Below are 16,514 nucleotides of genomic sequence, written 5' to 3'. Positions count from 1 at the left end.
TCTCTTTTCCGTCTTTTAAAATGACCTATCATAGCTGGTTAATTTCCCGCGCTTTGTGGCATGCCACAAAATGGTCCGGCAGGACTTCTTCAAATGCCGGCTGCCGTGTCCGGCATTCTTCCGCCGCATAGGGACACCTCGGTGCAAATCTGCATCCGGGCTTCGGGTTAATGGGGGAAGACAGTTCTCCCTGCAGAAGAACCCGTTTCTTCTCCACATCAATATCCGGTACCGGGATGGCTGACAGCAGCCCTTTCGTATAGGGATGCAGCGGGTGGTCAAACAAGTCGTCGGAACTGCTCTTTTCCACCATACAGCCGACGTACATCACCAGAATATCATCAGAAATATGCTTCACCACCGACATATCGTGAGTAATGAATAAATAGGATAAGCGGCTCTCTTCCTGGATATCCTGAAGCAGATTGATAATCTGCGCCTGAATCGATACATCCAGGGCGGATACCGGCTCATCACAAACCAGGAACTTCGGTCCCAGCACCAGAGCTCTCGCTATACCGATCCGCTGCCTTCTGCCGCCGTCAAGCTCATGAGGATAGGAGTAGGCAAACCGTCTCGCCAGGCCCACCTGATCCATCAGTTCATAGACCCGTTTCTGCATCGTCTCCTTATCACGGCAGGCGCGGACGATTTTCATGGGATCCATGATCAGCTCTTCCACACACATACGGGGATTTAAGGAGGCCAGCGGATCCTGGAAAATCATCTGCATCTCCTTACACATCTCCCGCCGTTTCTTCGGCTTCAAATGAGTGATATCTTTTCCCTCAAATAAGACGGTCCCGTCTGTCGCTTCGATCAACCCCAGCACCACGCGGCCCAGTGTGGATTTTCCGCATCCCGACTCTCCCACCACGCCCAGCGTCTTTCCGGCTTTCAGCGTGAAATTCACGCCGTCTACCGCGTGCAAATCTCCTCCCGGTGTTTTAAAATACCGTTTCAAATCCTTTACTTCCAGTAAATCAGCCATTGGCCTTCACCTCCCTGTGTCCCATTCTCGCCTCCTCCAGGTGAAAGCACCGGACCTTATGGCCGTTTCCCGTGTCCGAAAGGTCCGGATGGCAGCTTCTGCATGTCTCGTCCGCATAGGGACAGCGGGGATGAAAGCAGCAGCCCCTGGGTAAGTTGGCCGGATCGGGCATTAGGCCGTCGATGGGATTCAGCCTTTTTTCCTTCCGTGTCAGAGACGGAATGGAGCGGAACAGTCCCATCGTATACGGATGAGAGGTTTCCTTGAAGATGTCGCGGAGAGAGCCGTATTCCACAATCTCTCCTGCATACATGACCGCCACCTTCTGACAGCACTCCGCGACGATCCCCAGGTCATGGGTAATCAGCAGCACGGAGGTTTTTAAGCGGTTCTTCAAATCGTTGATCATCTCCAGGACCTGCGCCTGAATCGTCACATCCAGAGCGGTCGTCGGCTCATCCGCAATCAGAAGCGCGGGGCTGCAGGCCAGCGCCATGGCGATGACCACCCGCTGCTTCATTCCGCCTGAAAGCTGATGGGGATAATCGGTGCTTCGTTCTGGCCCGATTCCCACCATTTTTAACATATCGAGACTTCGCTCTACCGCCTCGGCCCGGGAGCACTCCATATGGAGGCTGATGGTCTCGACGATCTGGTCTCCAACCCTCATGACCGGGTTGAGGGCCGTCATGGGATCCTGAAAGATCATGGAGATCTCATTTCCCCGCAGCTTCCGCAGAGCCGCCTGATCCATGGTCACCACATTTTCTCCCTTGTAGAGAATCTCTCCGCCCACAATTCTTCCCGGAGGGTTGGGGATCAGATTTAAAATGCCCAAAGCTGTCGTCGTCTTTCCGGCTCCGGTCTCCCCAACCAGTCCCAGAGTCTCGCCCTCCTCCAGGGACAGATCGATTCCATTTACCGCACGGAAAGTCGCCTGTTCCGTTACGTAGTGTATGTTCAAATCATTAATTTCCAGTAAGCTCATGTGATCTCCTCCCCCTACTGCTTCAGCTTGGGATCCAGCGCGTCACGCAGACCGTCGCCCAATAAGTTGAATCCCAGCAGAGTCGTCATAATCGCCAGGCCCGGGAAGATTACCAGAGGCCAGAAGTCACGGATATATGCGCGGCCGCTGCTTAAGATGGCGCCCCACTCGGGCGTCGGCTCTGAAACCCCCAGTCCGACAAAGCTTAAGCTGGAAATCGTAAGAATCGCCATTCCGACCTTTAAGGAAGCGTCCACAATCAGCGGTGCAATCGTATTTGGCAGCACGTGGTGCACTATGATATAGGCATGGCCCGCGCCTCCCGCCCGTGCCGCCTCGATGTACTGCTCATCCCGTATGGTCATAACCGTAGACCGGAGGATTCGTGCACCTCCCGGGATGCTGGCAAGCCCGACCGCGATTCCGGTATTCAATAAACCGGTTCCCAGGGCCGCTGAGATCGCCACTGCCAAAAGCAGGCCGGGAATGGACATGATGATGTCAATCACACGCATGATAACGGTATCGTACATTCCCCCGAAATATCCGGCCACCGCGCCGAGCACAGCCCCTATCACCAGGGAAATGACAACCGCAATCAGTGCCACGATCAGGGACACCCGGCCGCCGTACAGAATCCGCGCCAGGAGGTCACGGCCGTACTGATCCGTGCCAAATGGATGGGCCAGGCACGGATAGACAAACCGGTCACCGAAGGACTGGGCGTTGTAATCATAGGGGGTTAAAAAGTTGGCAAAGATTGTGGCAAAGAGAACGGCCGCCACCAGAATCAGACCTACGATGGCGAGCCTGTTTTTAAACAGGCGGTGCATCACATCGCGCCACTGGCTGTGTTTACGGGTCATCCCTTCCAGAGACTGTATGTAAGTTTCTTGTTTCTTTCTTCCGGACATATTATGACCCCTCCTTTGCAGTTGCTTTTTTCTTCCTGCCGGATACGTACTGTGAACGGATTCTTGGATCGGCAAACGCATAGCACAAATCCACGATCAGGTTCATGATGCAGATAAAGAATGCAAGAATCAGGACACAGGCGTTGATCACCGGATAGTCCCGGCCCGAGATTCCGGTCAGGAGATAGGAACCGAGACCGGGCATGTTAAAAATCGTTTCGATCACCACGGACCCCGCCATAACGGTTCCCAGCTGCATGCCTACCACTGTCAGAATCGGAATCACGGCGTTGTGCAGCGCGTGGCGCCAGATCACCGTATTTTCCCTGCAGCCCTTGGCTCTGGCCGTCCTGATATAATCGGAGCGGATCACCTCTAACATGGACGAACGGGACATACGGGCCACATTGGCCACGGTTCCCATGGAGTTGGCCAGGACTGGGAGCACCATGTATCTCCAGTTGCCCATCCCGGTAGCCGGCAGCCATTTTAACTTCAGCGCAAACACGATAATGCAGATGAGTGCCAGCCAGAAATTAGGCATGGCCGCGAAAAACAGAGAGCCTACCGTGACGCTGTAATCCATAGCCGAATACTGTTTTGTGGCGGAGATCACGCCGAAGGGAACGCCGATCAGCGTGGTGACAATGACACTCAGCACCCCCAGCTTTACGGTGATGCCGATGCGGGAAATGATTTCTCCGCTGACCGCGTGCCCATAGGTATAGGAATTGCCGAAGTCAAATTTCGTAACAATATTCACAATGTACCGGAAATACTGTGCAAAGAACGGCTGATCCAGTCCCAGTTCATGCTTTAGGCTGGCATAAGCCTCCGGCGTGTACCCGCTGGCTCCCAGCATGGACATGACCGGATCCCCCGGCGCAAAGTAACTGATGCTGAAAACGATCAGCAGCACGCCGAGGCAGACCGGTACGATCCACAAAATTCGTTTCAAGATATATTTAGCCATTTCGTCAACCTCGTTTCACTTCCTGTTATTTTAGAATCACGTAACGCAGGTTTGCGCTTACCGCGCTGTGCAGGCTGATGCTCTCGATCTTCTCCGGATTGTAGGCCACAGCGTCCACAGACTCATAAAGCGGGATGATCATGGCATGGTCGTGAACGTACTGCTGAAGCTCTGCGTATTTCTCCTTGCGCACATTGTCATCCGTCGTATAGTTTGCTTCTTTATAAAGTGTCACAAATGTCTCATCTGAAATGGCCGCAAATGGGAACGTCGCCAGTTCAGCCGGGAAGAACCGAAGGGATATATAGGGTTCTCCGCATACGGAGCCGGTATCGGAATCCTGGAAATTAAGGTCTGTGCCGCCCTCTGACAACCACGCGGAAAACGCGGTTGGGAAGTCGGTGAAGTTCATCTGCAGATTGATGCCCAGCTGCTGTAAGTAAAACTGAATCACCGTGGCTGCATTGGTCTTAACCGCCTGATCCACAGTCGTCATATTCAGTGTAAAGTTCACGGTTGAGCCATCTGTCACGTAACCAGCTGCCTCCATATACTGTTTCGCCTTCTCCAGATCATACTCATAGACGCCGGTGTCCTTGTAATAGGGGCTTACCGATGTGATGATGGAACCCGGCACCTCCGCTAACTCCCCGCGGGCCGATTCTGCAACGTCCTGCCAGTTTACGCCGTAAGCAATCGCCAGCCGCACATTTTCATCCTTCATGTACTGATTGTTATTGTCCAGAGCCAGAAGGATATTTTCTCCCTCATGGGTCGCCATAACCGCAATCTTATCATCGGCCAGCGCACGGCTGTAATCGCTCTCCGCGATGTTAAGCGCAAGATCGATCTCCCCTGTCTCCAGAGCCATATACATGGCGGAATCCTCCGCATAGTGATTGATCTTCACGGTGTCTGCGCCTGTGAATTCGCCCCAGTAGCTGTCGCGGCGCTTCAGAGTGACATAGGAGTCTGTCACGTATTCAGCGACCTCATAAGGTCCGGAGCCGTTGGGCGCGTTAAGCCATGGATCAATGTTGTCAAATCCGGTTTCCTCGCACCAGGACTGATCGAGCAGGTATACGACGCCCATGTTGATAATGCCGGGGCCGAATTCCTGTGTATTCGCCAGATATACGGTAAAGCCGTCCTCACTGACATAGGACTTGTCCCAGTCAACCGTCGCATAGTACGCGGCCTGGTTCGTCTCCCGGTCCACCAGAGTCTTTATGGAGAAGAGAACATCGTCTCCGGTCATCTGGTCGCCGTTTGCAAAGTAGACATCGTCTCTGCACTCCATCACAAAGGTTGTGCCGTCTTCTTCATAGTGCCACTCTTTTAAAATATCGGAGAAGGGATTGTTGTCCTCGTCATAATAGAACAGGTAGTCGTAAACGAGGTAACAGCCCCAGTGACATACTTCATTTTCGCTTCCCGGCATAAATGTGCCGAGTACATTGATAGTGCCTACGTTCAGAGTCTTCTCCCCTCCGCTTTCACCTGCTTTTGTTTCGGCTTTTGTTCCAGCATTCGTGCTGCTTTCTCCGGCAGGCGCCGCCGTGCCTTCTCCCGTATTTTTGTTCCCGCCTCCGCACGCCGTCATGCTCATGACCAGCGCCGCGGCAAGAAGCAATGCCCCCAGTTTTTTCATTGTTAAACTCCTCCTTTTAATTTTTGCTTAATTTATTCAGCAAGGCACAGATCCTGCACTTCACAATGCGTTACGTAATGCAGCGCCAGGCCTTCCGCTTTCTCTTCTTAATACCGGTCTGCCTCTGAGTATGTATCATACGGCTTCGGCACCTTCGGTTCCTTCTCCGTTCTTCCGTCCACGCGGTACTGCCAGTGATAGGAAGTCGGCGAATTGGCCAGATTTTCCGGAGCACGGTCTTCTGCAAACGGGAGATTGGACCGGAACATGGCGTCCAGCCGTATTCCATCCGTCGCATAGCGCTCTTCGGCAAAACGAACCCAGTCGCTGCCGCAAGGAAAACGCACCAGATCGTACTGATGCAGATGAAGAATCCTCCACTGTTCCCCTTCCCGGATAAAGTCCGCCCCCAGACGCCAGACGGCGCATTCCGCCCGATAGGCCTTTCCCTCCGCTGTCTTCGAGGTAAGAAGCGCTCTTTCTTCCGAGTCTCCTGTGCCCAGATCGCCCGCGTCGGAGTCCAGCCCCAGCACAAACCACATCCCCCTGGCGGATCTGCCGTCTGCCGCCGTCTCGATGACAGGAGTAACCGGAAGCAGCAGCGTAAATTTGCCGGCAATGTGGTCCTTCTGATAATAGGTCGCCACCTTTTCCCTAGTAGAATACCGGCCCGAAGCTCCGATCTCGATGCTTACCTCCTCCGACCGGGACCAGAGCTCATCCATAATCTGTCCGCCCTCTCCCGCAAACAGCAGATGGCAGTATGTCCCTATTATATTTTCCAATTCCCCTCTGGCCTCCAGGCGGTATAAACGGTTTTCCACAGAATTGTCCATCATCCTCACCCCCTAAAATGCGATGCACACAGGGGACGGAATCTTACAGCCAGCCCCTGTGTAAACCAGCGTCTCTCCCTCAACACGGTAGAGGTCGAGATATCCCTGAAACTGATAGGCCACCACCAGATATTTTCCATCCGGCGTGAAATTCATATCTCTCGGCATCTCTCCGCCTGTCTTTACCACTGACCGGAGTGTGAGACGGCCCGTCTCCACCTCCACGCCATATATTGAAATGGAATCCTCCCGGTTTTCTCTTCCCATACCGCGGTTGCTGACCGCCAGAAGCCTTCCTCCCGGACACAGCCGTATGGCCGCCGGCTCCGTCCTCCCCTTCATACCGGAAGTCCGTACGGAAATGGTCTGCAAAGGGGCCAGCTTCCTTTCAAGTTCCGGTGTAAAGGAGTAGACGGAAACCATCTCATCATCCTGTCGGTTCACATATAGGAACCGGCCGTCTTCGCTAAAAGTCAGATGCCTGGGTCCGGAGTGTACCTCCATCTCCTCGATCCAGATGATCCTGTACCGATTTTCACAGTCGTAAATATAAATCCTTCCCCCGATCAGCTCCACCGCCGCTAAATATCTGCCTGCGGGCGATTTCATCACACAGTGGAGAAAAGGCCCCACCGGGGTCGTATCGAGAGATGCTACGCAGGCCAGCCTCTCACCGATCCTTCCATCCTCCTGCCTCCTGTAAGCCTCCATCGTTCCCCGATAGAAATTGCTGACATAGATTTCCGCGCTGTTGTCATCACAGAACACAAAGCAGGGGCGCTGGCCGTCCGTCACCGCCCAGTTCTGTTCTTCAAATTTCCCATCGCTTATGTCATAGGCCGTCATGCCGCCGCTGGCTCTTCCCTTAAAGGTCATCCCCTCGCTCAGCACATAAAGGCTCCTTCTGTCCTTCGATACAGTCAAATATCCCGCATGATACATGGGCCTCGTATCCATCACACGGATCTTTCCCGTTAATGCATTGAGTCCGATCCGGTAAATCCCCCGGCTTCCTCCGGCTGAAGTGGTACCCACAAAGCCTGTATAGTCGGGCAAAAATGTTTCTGCCATTCCGTTGCTCCTCTCTGATTGATGTATCTCACCGCTTATGCACTTTTTCTATTTTCTCTTTTATTACGATACATTTATTATCTATTTTTACTTATACCATGTCTGAGCGCTCCTGTAAAATTCCAAAACCGGAATAGCAAGTATAACTTTTGGAATATACTTGCAAAAATCACTTTTCTGCTATATAAAAATACCAGATACCAGGAGCCTTTTCCTCTGGCTCCTGCATCTGGTATTTTGCTGTCAGTCTGCTGTATACGCTCTTACCGCCGCTTTCCGGTCACTTCCATACAGGAATTCCCCGCTGCTCCAAATCGCTGTTCAAGGCGTTCTGATTCCTTAAAAAACGCTGTGTCACAAAATGGATAAAATCCTGATTCTCGGCTGTGTAATAGTGATCCTTTCTGGTCACCAGCGTCACACTCGCCTTTGCCTCACAGTCGCTGATGGGAATAAAGTAGATTCTGTCGGTCGGATCTGCATCCTCCTGCTTTGTCTCCACCGATTTATTTTCCTCAAACATGGGCATGCAGAATACGCCTCCCAGCCCCTTTCTCGCTGCTGAGAACAGGACATCCCGCTCATCCAGCTTCAGCAGGTTGCAGCTGACCCCGGCCCTCTGAAAGATCTCCATGCCGGTCTCAAAGGTCCTGGCGATGTTGCTGCAGAACAACAGCTGGCCGTTTAAATCCTTGAGTGCGACGCTGTTCCTGCCCCAGAATGGATGCGTGTTGTTCACGGCTATGTAATACCTGCCCACCATAAGATCACGGCTCGTCAGGCGGCTGTCGAGTATTTCCCCCAGATTCAGCCCGGCATCCGCGTCGCCGCTGGCCAGCATGGCGTGGATCTGGTCTGTGTCGCAGAACTTCAGCTCCACCTCGCATTCCGGATGGATTTTCTGGTAATCTTCCAGCATGTTTCTGAGAACTCCAAAGCCGGAGGCGATCACCATGCGCCGGTTGTTGCGGTTTGCTATCTGCCTGGATTTTAAGGTCCCCTCTTCCAGAAGTGAAAACGCGCTGTTTACGTACTCCAGGAAGCAGCGGCCCGCCTCTGTCAGCTCAATGCGGTTCCCTTTTCGTTCAAACAGCAGAAAATCCAGCTCTTTCTCCAGCCTGGCAATCGCCGTGGATAACGCCGGCTGGGATACGTAAAGTTTCTTTGCCGCCTTCGTGATATTTTCCATGGCGGCTACCTCTCTGAAATAGTGCAGGTGAAGCAGCTCCATCCCATTCCTCCCCTCTCTTTCGCAGTTCATGGCAGCTTCTGTTTTTGCGGTTTACGCTATAATTTGCCATTTATAGTAAGCATAACACAGTTTATGCAATTTTCACAATCAGAAAACAGGGCGTTATAGAAAATAATCATTTTCTACAGCGCCCTGCCTTCTGATAAATTCTTTAATTAAATTCTTCTGCTAAATCCTGCTGTTCCGGTACTCGTTCGCCGATATCCCTTCCAGCTTCTTAAAAACCTTGGAAAAATGTGCCACATCCATGAATCCCACCTCTTCCGAGATATCACCGATCCGAAGCGACGGGTCCTTTAACAGCTTCTTCGCCTCCTCGATCCGGATGTGGTTTAACAGTTCGGAAAAGCTCTTCCCGGTATGGCCGTTTAACAGCTTGCTCAAATGCCACTGGCTGACATACGTCTTTTCCGCCACCTCAGCCAGGGTGATCTTCTGGGTGTAATTCTCTTCCATGTACTTGAGAGCCGTCTTCACAATAAAGCTTCCGGCATTATGTTCAGATGAATCTTCATTACCGCCATTCTCCTGCTCCGCAGCCCCTTCCGGTTCTGCTGCCAGAGAACCGGGGACTTCCGCCGTGTTCTGCGTCTTTAAAGCGTTCTCCTGTTCCTTTCGTTTGTTCAGCGTATCCGCCATGAACTGAAGCGCTTCCTTGATCTCATCCATATTGGACGGTTTCAGCAGGAAACGGTTCACCCCCAGGCGTATGGCCTTCTGCGCATAATCAAAGTCCCGGTAACCGGTCAGGATGGCGATCATCATCTCCGGAAACTCCACACGGAGCGCCGCTATCATGGACAGCCCATCCATTCCGGGCATGGAAATATCCGTAAAGATAATATCCGGCCGCAGCTTTCGGATTATCTCCAGCCCCTCTAAGCCGCTGCAGGCGGTCGCTGTCACTTCACAGCCATAATCCGCCCACGGCACCACCTTGGAAATACCTTCTACTATAATCGGTTCATCGTCTATAATAACCACTCTATACATCTGCTGCCCACTCTTCCCCGAACGTCATTTTTACAAACGCTCTGCTGCTATCAGTATACCATATTCGGGCGTTTCAAAGAACCCCGAAAATAATTTTCCCTTTTATCAACCCTTGACAGCGCCGGCCGTCATGCCCTTGATAATATACTTCTGAAGGAAGATATAGACAATCAGGATCGGAATGATAACCAATGCCACAGATGCAGCCATAAGGCCGAAGTTCGTTCCTTCATTGGAAGTCAGCTCGTTTAACAGACGCGTGATGGCACGGTGCTGCGGAAGACGAAGCAGGAACATCTGTGTAAACAGATCGTTATAACTCCAGAGGAAGGAAAAGATCGCTACTGTCGCAAAGGACGGTTTTGCAAGGGGTACTACAATCTTGTAAAAGATCTGGAATGGATTACAGCCTTCCAGATAGGCCGATTCCTCCAGTTCAATGGGGAGACTCCGCACGTAGCCGGTCAGTACGACTATGGCAAAGGACATATTGCCTGCTACCTGCGGAAGAATCACGCTCGTTAAGGAAAGCGCCAGACTCTCCGTATTGACCATGTGGGCGGAACTCAGCATACGGTATACCGGAATGATTGTAGAGAATACCGGGAACATCATGCCTGCCACCACCAGTGAATTAAGCGGTTTGCGAAGCTTGAACTCGTAGCGGACCAGGCCGAACGATGCCATGCCGGCCAGAACGATAACGATAGCCGCCACCGAAGTGGATATAATCATACTGTTGCGGTATGCGCTGAAAATACTGAGACGCTCAAATGCGGTCCGGTAGTTGGCCAGGGTAAACATCGCTCCTGTAGGAAGTGCGAAGGAGTTCGAAAGGATCTCGCCCTTCGCCTTAAAGGAGTTGATGATGACCCAGAAAATCGGATAAATCGTGGTAAGTGCCCAGAAGCCCAGAACGATGTAGATTACCACACTTCCCAGCGATATTTTTTTCCCTCTGCTCATGATGAATCCCCTCCTAATAATCTTTCTCTTTGAAAATTGTGTTGATCACTTTTGCCGTCACAATTCCAAGAACTACGATCAGAACCGCTATGGCGGAGCTGTAATCGACATTTTTCGTATTAAAGGTCTGGTAGTACATGTATGTGCCGGTCAGCCATGTCTCACCCAGCGGAATTCCCTTCGGGAACATGGTCCACGGGAGGTCGAATACCTTTAATGCACCGGTAACGCCGAGAACCACACAGGTACACATAACATTGTGAAGCAGAGGAATGGAGACATATCTTACTTTCTGGAATCCTGTTGCTCCGTCGATGGCGGCCGCCTCATAAAGTTCGCCGGATATATTATTGAGTCCGGTGATCAGGATTACAAAATAGAAGCCCACATACTGCCACATAACAGGCAGCATCATCGTGATGAGCGCCAGCTTCTCGCCTTTCCAGTCGATGAGTTCGGTGACGCCGAGACTCTCCAGCAGCTGATTCACCATACCCTTGTCGTACAGGAAGATCAGGTTGAACATAAGACCTAACGCAGTGGCTGAAATGACGATGGGGAAGAAGTAGACAGTCCGGAAGAATTTTGCTCCATGGCTGATATTGTCAACCAGAAGCGCCAGAACAATGGCGATTCCTACCTGGCCGATGATGGTGACTACCATCATAAGGATGGTGTTTCTGACTGCCACACGCATGTTCTCATCCTGGAACATGGTCACGTAGTTGGTGTACCACGGATCATTCCAGCCCTTGCTGGCGGCTCCCAGTTCTGTAATCTGCTTAAAACTGTTTAAGATGTTCTGTATAAATGGATAGTACAAGAAAATTGCCATGAAGGCGAACGCCGGAACCAGAAAAAGGAACAGCGGCTTTTTGTTTTTATAGATATTTGCTCCCATATTCTCACCCTATTTTTCCGTAAAAAAGCCAGAGACGAAAGGCCATTACGTCTCCGGCTTTGAATTGACAGTTATTTAGTTTGCGTGGTAAATCTCCAGGCCTTCCTTCACAGCATCTTCTGCCGTTACCTTGCCTGTTACGATCTGCGGCATTCCGTCAAAGGTTGACGTTCTGCATTCGCCCTGGAAAATATCCTGAACAGCCGGTGTTAAGGAGGTAACGCCGCTCATCATATCCATTGCCTTTACCTGTAAGGAGTTGAACTGGCTCTGGTCTACCGCCGGCGCTTCTTTCAGTGCGGAAGCTGTATGCTGTGCGAAGATCGGTACGATTTCATTGGAAGTCATATACTCTACGAAGTTGACTGCAGCCTCTCTCTTATCCGGATCATCCCATGCTTTCTTCGTGATGTAATATCCCATGGATAAACCGCCGATTAAATCAGTTGCTTTTCTGTCTCCCATGCCTGGTACGTAAGTAACGGTGAATTTGTCGAGCTTCTCGGTATCCATGGTGGCTGGGTCATTCGGGTCGGACTGGCATGCGCCTGCGATTCCGCCTACTTTCCAGGAACCGTCGATTAGGAATGCAGCCTTATCTTCTGTGAAGGCAAGGAATGTATCATCATCTGTTGCAGATAATGTATTCTTCGGGAAGTACTCTTTTTCATATAAATCTTTGACATCGTTGATGCCTGCTACCCATGACTGGCCCTGTGCATCGTCTACAGATTCCGGAATGTCACAATGGTTTGCCGGTGTATTGTGATTAAAGATGGCGTACTCCCACCAGTAATGAGGAATGTTGCCGAGCGCCGCTGCGATTGGGCTGTAGCCTGCTGCCTTGATCTTCTCACAGTCTGCCAGGAACTGTTCCCATGTGTAATCCGGTCCCGGTACAGCTACGCCTGCTGCGTCCAGAACTGTTGTATTGACGAACATGGCCTCCCAGAAACCATTAACCGGCACTGCGTATTTCTTTCCGTCTACGAGAGATGCGGCGATTAAATCGTCGTTCATATTGGAAGCGTACTCCGGATATTCCTTGCGAATGTCATCGATGGACATAACCTTGCCCGCCTCGATGAAGGAGTTGGCGTCTGCGCCGTTAAACCAGAACAGTACGTCCGGCTCGGAACCCATCTGGAAATCACTTGCCACACGGGCCTTTACGGTCTCGTCGGAAACTGCAGAGGAATCGTTTACGGTGTTTCCTGTCGAAGCTTCCCAGTCCTTTACTGCCTTCTGGTAGTTCGGAGCGTTGCCGTCCTCGCCTGCGAATGTAGTCATAACGTTTAATGCGACTGCTTTCTTTGCTTCAGTCGGGGCCTCTGTCTTCGCCTCTCCCTCTGTTTTCGCCTCGGTTCCTGCCTCGGTCTTGGGAGCAGCCGTCGTATCTGTTGTGGACTGTTTGGAGCAGCCGGTGAATACGGTTGTTGTCATAGCCCCTGCCAGTAATAATGCCATCGTTCTTTTCTTCATATTAATTGCCTCCTGTTTTTTTTATACACCCTTTGCATTCCTGCAATTTGTATATCTCATGTCATTATTATCGCTGATTCGGGTGCAAAAATGAATAACCAGTTCTGCCATTTGTTGTATTTTCTTGTTCATTTATCACAGAACAAGAAAATACAACTGCTCACTGGCACTCTCTACTGGACAGCTATCGTAAGACGTGCGATGACATGCTGTTCCTCGTCTTTCTCTATTGTAAGGCCGCATGGCTCTCCATACAGAATCCTCAGGCGCTGGTTCACGTTGGCAATGCCAAGGTTTCCCGAGGGTTCCCGGCTGAAGTCATAATCGGGCGACAGAAGGCGGCTGATCTTCTCTTCCTCCGCAGGTGTCAGGGTTCCGTCATTCACGATATCCAGATAGAGAAATCCCTCCTTCTCATAGCCCCGCAGGATCACGGTTCCCCGGCCGCTGGGCCTGACACCGTGTTCGATGGCATTTTCAATAACGGGCTGCAGAATCAGCCGCGGCACTTCATACTGCATGATGGATTCATCCAGCTCCTTGATTACGGTGAGCCGTTTGCCGAAGCGCTCGGAATTGATGTATAAATAGGCGTTCACATACATCATCTCCTCGGAAAGAGGGACAAAGGTCCGCTTCTTCCGGTCCATGGCCGCATCCATCAGCGTAGCCAGGGCCTCGATCATCCGGGAGACCTTCTCATTTCCGCCCAGGCGGGCCTCCCAGTTGATGATCTCCAGCGTATTATTCATGAAATGAGGGTTGATATGGGACTGGAGCGCCATAATCCTGGCATCCCGCAGCGCGATCTCCTCCTCATAGATGTGGTCAAACTGATACTTCAGCCGTTCGGACATCTGGTTAAAGGACTCCATCAAGTACCTAAACTCCTGGTTTTCCGGCGCCTCCTTTATCTGATAGCCAAGATTTCCCATTTCAATCTGATCGGCGCCTTCCATCATGTCCGTAATCGGCTTCGTAACATTCCGGTTGAATACGCGAAGCAGAATCAAAAGCAGAGGCACCAGGAACAAAAGCATGCCTGCGACGACGAAGGGATAGCCATAAAACGGCGCCTGAATAATCCGTTTATCCGCCTGCATCATCACCGACAGGGTGAAGTACTCTTCCTTCTGCGTATCATAAACGTAGAGATTTCCGTTTTTGCGGCTGTATCCCGTCTGCTGTGCGGCGCTGCTGCTTTCTTTTATCATCTCTTCGATATCTCCGCCCTTCAGCAGAATGGCCTGGCCGTCGAGGCGGACGAGGACATTCTCCCCCTGCGGGGAATCGATGAGGGGGCCAAAACAGTATGATTTGTCCAGGCGCATGATCAGCGCTCCGAACTGATAATATGAATTGTCAAGAAGGTTCCTGACCATGTAGATCCTGCCGTCCAGGTTGATGTACCCAAGGGCCGTGTCCAGGGTGGAGAGAAACGCCTTTACCCTTTCATGGTCCTCTCTCCAGTAGGTCTGCACCTGCTGATACGTACCGCCGGCCGCGTTGTTGTAGACGCTGCAGTTCATCCGCTCCGGCTCCTCGTAGCACCACAGAATAGTAGTGGAAAAACACTGGTTCTGGCGGTACTCCTTATTTAAATAATCATTGCTCGCGGTATAAAGGCCACCATAACTTAAATTGCCGCGGGAGTACTCTCTCCACGCCTTCTCCAGCGTCTGGTCATAGGTCGCCTTCCGGGACGCGTTGATACCGTGATTCAGCCGTTCCACACAGATTTGCCCGTCATAGACCACCTGGTCCACGACCCCCTGCGCCACGGTCCCGTAGCGGTTGCTTAAAATATAGTAGCCAGCCACTCCGATAATCAGACAGAACGGCAGCAGCCAGCACATCAGCATGATGCCTATCATTCGCCATTTCATGGAAATTTCGTTTTTTCCCTGCTTTTTCATCTCTGCTCCCTTGCCGCGTTTAACAGCTGTTTTTTTCTATGTTGTATAACGCTTTCTTCATGAAGACCATATGCATAAATTGTACTATTATTATCAAAACAAAGCAACATCATTATCTTCAGAGCGTTTCGTGACGTAAAAAATAGCACCTCCCTTATGATTAAGAACCATAAAAGAGATGCCATTTCTGTTATTATATTTTTATAGCAAGCCCGGCAAATGTGCCTGGAATACGGACAAGATGCAGACAAACACAAGTGCGGCAACTCCGGTTATAAAACCTCCGATCGTCCATGCGCGTATGGTATCCTCAACTGAGATTTTGTAAAAACGGTTAATCGCCCAGAAGCCGGAATCATTGGGAAGGGATAAACCGATTCCGCCCGCGCAGATCGCAATACCGCAAAGAACAGGTGATATCCCGCTGGCGGCAATCAATGGGGCAAACATGGAGGAGGTCGTAATCAGCGCAACTCCTGTTGAGCCCTGTGCACAGCGGAGTATCTGGGCTATGATGAAGCACAGCACCAGTACCGGGATATGGAACTGAGAGAGTGAGGCAGCTATAAAATCAGCGATTCCCGTTGACTGAAGCATCTTTCCAAAGGCACCACCCGAGCCGGTAATCAGAAGCACCAGACCCACCTGACCGGCGGCATCGTTCATCACATCTCCAACCGGTTTTTGCAGATATGGAAGAGAAACAAGAGCGGCATAAATGACGCCGATCAGCATCGCAATATTTTTATCCCCCACAAAGTTCAGTATCTTAACGAGCGTCCCGCCCTCCGGCAGGATCATAGGTCCAAAGCTTCCAAAGAGTATCAGCATAATGGGAACCAGAAGAATCGATACCGCCACACCAAAGCCTGGAACTTTTCTTCCTGCAGTCGATGTTCTGCTCTCCTTTTCAAAATCTTCAATATCCTCAAACGCATATTCATGATGATTTTTCCTGTCCTGCCAATCCAGGAATCTGCCATATCCCAAACCGCCTACAATGGTACCGAACAAGCCTGCAAGCGCGGCATAGAGGAAGAAGACACCATAGTCCAGCTGAAGATTTTCCGCTACTGCCATGGGATTCGGAGTCGGTATTACCATCGCTCCTGTCGCCACGGTAGCACAGACAGTTGCACAGCACAGGGAAACAATTGATACCTTCGTTTTCTTTGAAATCACACGTACCATAGGCGCGTACATAATATGTACAACGTCTCCAAAGACAGGAATTCCGGTGATAAAGCCCGCCATAGCCACTGCTATTCTGGATTTTGAGCCATTGAATCTTTTCAGGAATGTATCCGCAATGACCTCAATTCCACCGGATTCATACAAAAATCTTCCCAGCATGACTCCCAGGCCGATAATAACACCGATGCTCCCCAGTGTATTGCCGAATCCGTTTCCGATTACCTTCGAAATATCTGAGACCGGCATCCGCACCATAAGGCCTGTTCCAATTGTTGTTACCAGCAATGCAATAAAAGCGTTGACTTTGAATTTAATAATTGTAATCAGTAAAATTGCGATCGCAATCAGAAAAATAACGATTAACCATCCTCCAGTAACCATATAAA

Annotated in this window: 14 protein-coding genes; all 14 read right to left on the bottom strand. The window is 51.1% G+C overall.

Annotation, left to right across the window (positions count from 1 at the left end):
- Nucleotides 1-28 precede the first annotated feature (28 nt).
- The 14 genes from H8S75_RS03945 to H8S75_RS03880 all read right to left on the bottom strand — a co-directional run bounded on the left by H8S75_RS03945 (nt 29) and on the right by H8S75_RS03880 (nt 16,509).
- Nucleotides 29-991 (bottom strand): ABC transporter ATP-binding protein, encoded by a 963-nt coding sequence (locus tag H8S75_RS03945; protein ID WP_187019448.1) that lies wholly within the window; start codon nt 989-991, stop codon nt 29-31.
- Nucleotides 984-1,979 carry an ABC transporter ATP-binding protein gene (locus H8S75_RS03940; RefSeq protein WP_187019447.1) on the bottom strand — a complete coding sequence of 332 codons (996 nt, stop codon included), beginning with the start codon at nt 1,977-1,979 and terminating at the stop codon, nt 984-986. The genes H8S75_RS03945 and H8S75_RS03940 overlap by 8 nt, the downstream gene beginning before the upstream one ends.
- Before the next feature lie 14 nt (nt 1,980-1,993).
- Nucleotides 1,994-2,893, bottom strand: a complete 900-nt coding sequence (locus H8S75_RS03935) for an ABC transporter permease (RefSeq protein WP_034563859.1) — start codon at nt 2,891-2,893, stop codon at nt 1,994-1,996.
- A gap of 1 nt (nt 2,894) precedes the next feature.
- Entirely contained in the window at nt 2,895-3,866 is a 972-nt protein-coding gene (locus H8S75_RS03930) for an ABC transporter permease (protein ID WP_025531447.1), read from the bottom strand.
- Nucleotides 3,867-3,891: 25 nt separating this feature from the next.
- On the bottom strand, nt 3,892-5,517 hold the full coding sequence (locus H8S75_RS03925) for an ABC transporter substrate-binding protein (RefSeq protein WP_187019445.1): 1,626 nt from the start codon (nt 5,515-5,517) through the stop codon (nt 3,892-3,894).
- 107 nt (nt 5,518-5,624) lie between these two features.
- The gene (locus H8S75_RS03920) at nt 5,625-6,356 is read right to left on the bottom strand and encodes a nuclear transport factor 2 family protein (protein ID WP_187019443.1); all 732 of its coding nucleotides are present in this window, start codon (nt 6,354-6,356) and stop codon (nt 5,625-5,627) included.
- A 9-nt stretch (nt 6,357-6,365) separates the two neighbouring features.
- Nucleotides 6,366-7,424, bottom strand: a complete 1,059-nt coding sequence (locus tag H8S75_RS03915; RefSeq protein WP_187019442.1) for a lactonase family protein — start codon at nt 7,422-7,424, stop codon at nt 6,366-6,368.
- Nucleotides 7,425-7,704: 280 nt separating this feature from the next.
- Nucleotides 7,705-8,655, bottom strand: a complete 951-nt coding sequence (locus tag H8S75_RS03910; RefSeq protein WP_187019440.1) for a LysR family transcriptional regulator — start codon at nt 8,653-8,655, stop codon at nt 7,705-7,707.
- Between the two features lie 189 nt (nt 8,656-8,844).
- Nucleotides 8,845-9,669, bottom strand: coding sequence for a response regulator transcription factor (locus H8S75_RS03905; RefSeq protein WP_187019438.1), 825 nt, complete (start codon nt 9,667-9,669; stop codon nt 8,845-8,847).
- 105 nt (nt 9,670-9,774) lie between these two features.
- Complete coding sequence (locus tag H8S75_RS03900) at nt 9,775-10,635, bottom strand: carbohydrate ABC transporter permease (protein ID WP_002603740.1); 861 nt, start codon at nt 10,633-10,635, stop codon at nt 9,775-9,777.
- 13 nt (nt 10,636-10,648) lie between these two features.
- Nucleotides 10,649-11,536, bottom strand: a complete 888-nt coding sequence (locus tag H8S75_RS03895; RefSeq protein WP_002603739.1) for a carbohydrate ABC transporter permease — start codon at nt 11,534-11,536, stop codon at nt 10,649-10,651.
- 75 nt (nt 11,537-11,611) lie between these two features.
- Nucleotides 11,612-13,018: an ABC transporter substrate-binding protein gene (locus H8S75_RS03890; protein WP_187019436.1), complete on the bottom strand. Its 1,407-nt coding sequence runs from the start codon at nt 13,016-13,018 to the stop codon at nt 11,612-11,614.
- A 173-nt stretch (nt 13,019-13,191) separates the two neighbouring features.
- The gene (locus H8S75_RS03885) at nt 13,192-14,934 is read right to left on the bottom strand and encodes a sensor histidine kinase (protein WP_187019435.1); all 1,743 of its coding nucleotides are present in this window, start codon (nt 14,932-14,934) and stop codon (nt 13,192-13,194) included.
- A 201-nt stretch (nt 14,935-15,135) separates the two neighbouring features.
- Nucleotides 15,136-16,509 carry a GntP family permease gene (locus H8S75_RS03880; protein ID WP_187019433.1) on the bottom strand — a complete coding sequence of 458 codons (1,374 nt, stop codon included), beginning with the start codon at nt 16,507-16,509 and terminating at the stop codon, nt 15,136-15,138.
- Between the last annotated feature and the right edge of the window lie 5 nt (nt 16,510-16,514).

This window comes from Hungatella hominis (genome assembly GCF_014288005.1).
In the GTDB taxonomy this organism is placed as follows: Bacteria; Bacillota; Clostridia; order Lachnospirales; family Lachnospiraceae; genus Hungatella; species Hungatella effluvii.
Note: the sequence above shows the minus strand (reverse complement) of the source record. Positions and strands in the feature narration are given on the sequence as shown.

Coding starts and splice junctions, on each gene's coding strand:
- H8S75_RS03945 (WP_187019448.1), bottom strand. CDS start 991: ATGGCTGATTTACTGGAAGTAAAGGATTTGAAACGGTATTTTAAAACA.
- H8S75_RS03940 (WP_187019447.1), bottom strand. CDS start 1,979: ATGAGCTTACTGGAAATTAATGATTTGAACATACACTACGTAACGGAA.
- H8S75_RS03935 (WP_034563859.1), bottom strand. CDS start 2,893: ATGTCCGGAAGAAAGAAACAAGAAACTTACATACAGTCTCTGGAAGGG.
- H8S75_RS03930 (WP_025531447.1), bottom strand. CDS start 3,866: ATGGCTAAATATATCTTGAAACGAATTTTGTGGATCGTACCGGTCTGC.
- H8S75_RS03925 (WP_187019445.1), bottom strand. CDS start 5,517: ATGAAAAAACTGGGGGCATTGCTTCTTGCCGCGGCGCTGGTCATGAGC.
- H8S75_RS03920 (WP_187019443.1), bottom strand. CDS start 6,356: ATGATGGACAATTCTGTGGAAAACCGTTTATACCGCCTGGAGGCCAGA.
- H8S75_RS03915 (WP_187019442.1), bottom strand. CDS start 7,424: ATGGCAGAAACATTTTTGCCCGACTATACAGGCTTTGTGGGTACCACT.
- H8S75_RS03910 (WP_187019440.1), bottom strand. CDS start 8,655: ATGGAGCTGCTTCACCTGCACTATTTCAGAGAGGTAGCCGCCATGGAA.
- H8S75_RS03905 (WP_187019438.1), bottom strand. CDS start 9,669: ATGTATAGAGTGGTTATTATAGACGATGAACCGATTATAGTAGAAGGT.
- H8S75_RS03900 (WP_002603740.1), bottom strand. CDS start 10,635: ATGAGCAGAGGGAAAAAAATATCGCTGGGAAGTGTGGTAATCTACATC.
- H8S75_RS03895 (WP_002603739.1), bottom strand. CDS start 11,536: ATGGGAGCAAATATCTATAAAAACAAAAAGCCGCTGTTCCTTTTTCTG.
- H8S75_RS03890 (WP_187019436.1), bottom strand. CDS start 13,018: ATGAAGAAAAGAACGATGGCATTATTACTGGCAGGGGCTATGACAACA.
- H8S75_RS03885 (WP_187019435.1), bottom strand. CDS start 14,934: ATGAAAAAGCAGGGAAAAAACGAAATTTCCATGAAATGGCGAATGATA.
- H8S75_RS03880 (WP_187019433.1), bottom strand. CDS start 16,509: ATGGTTACTGGAGGATGGTTAATCGTTATTTTTCTGATTGCGATCGCA.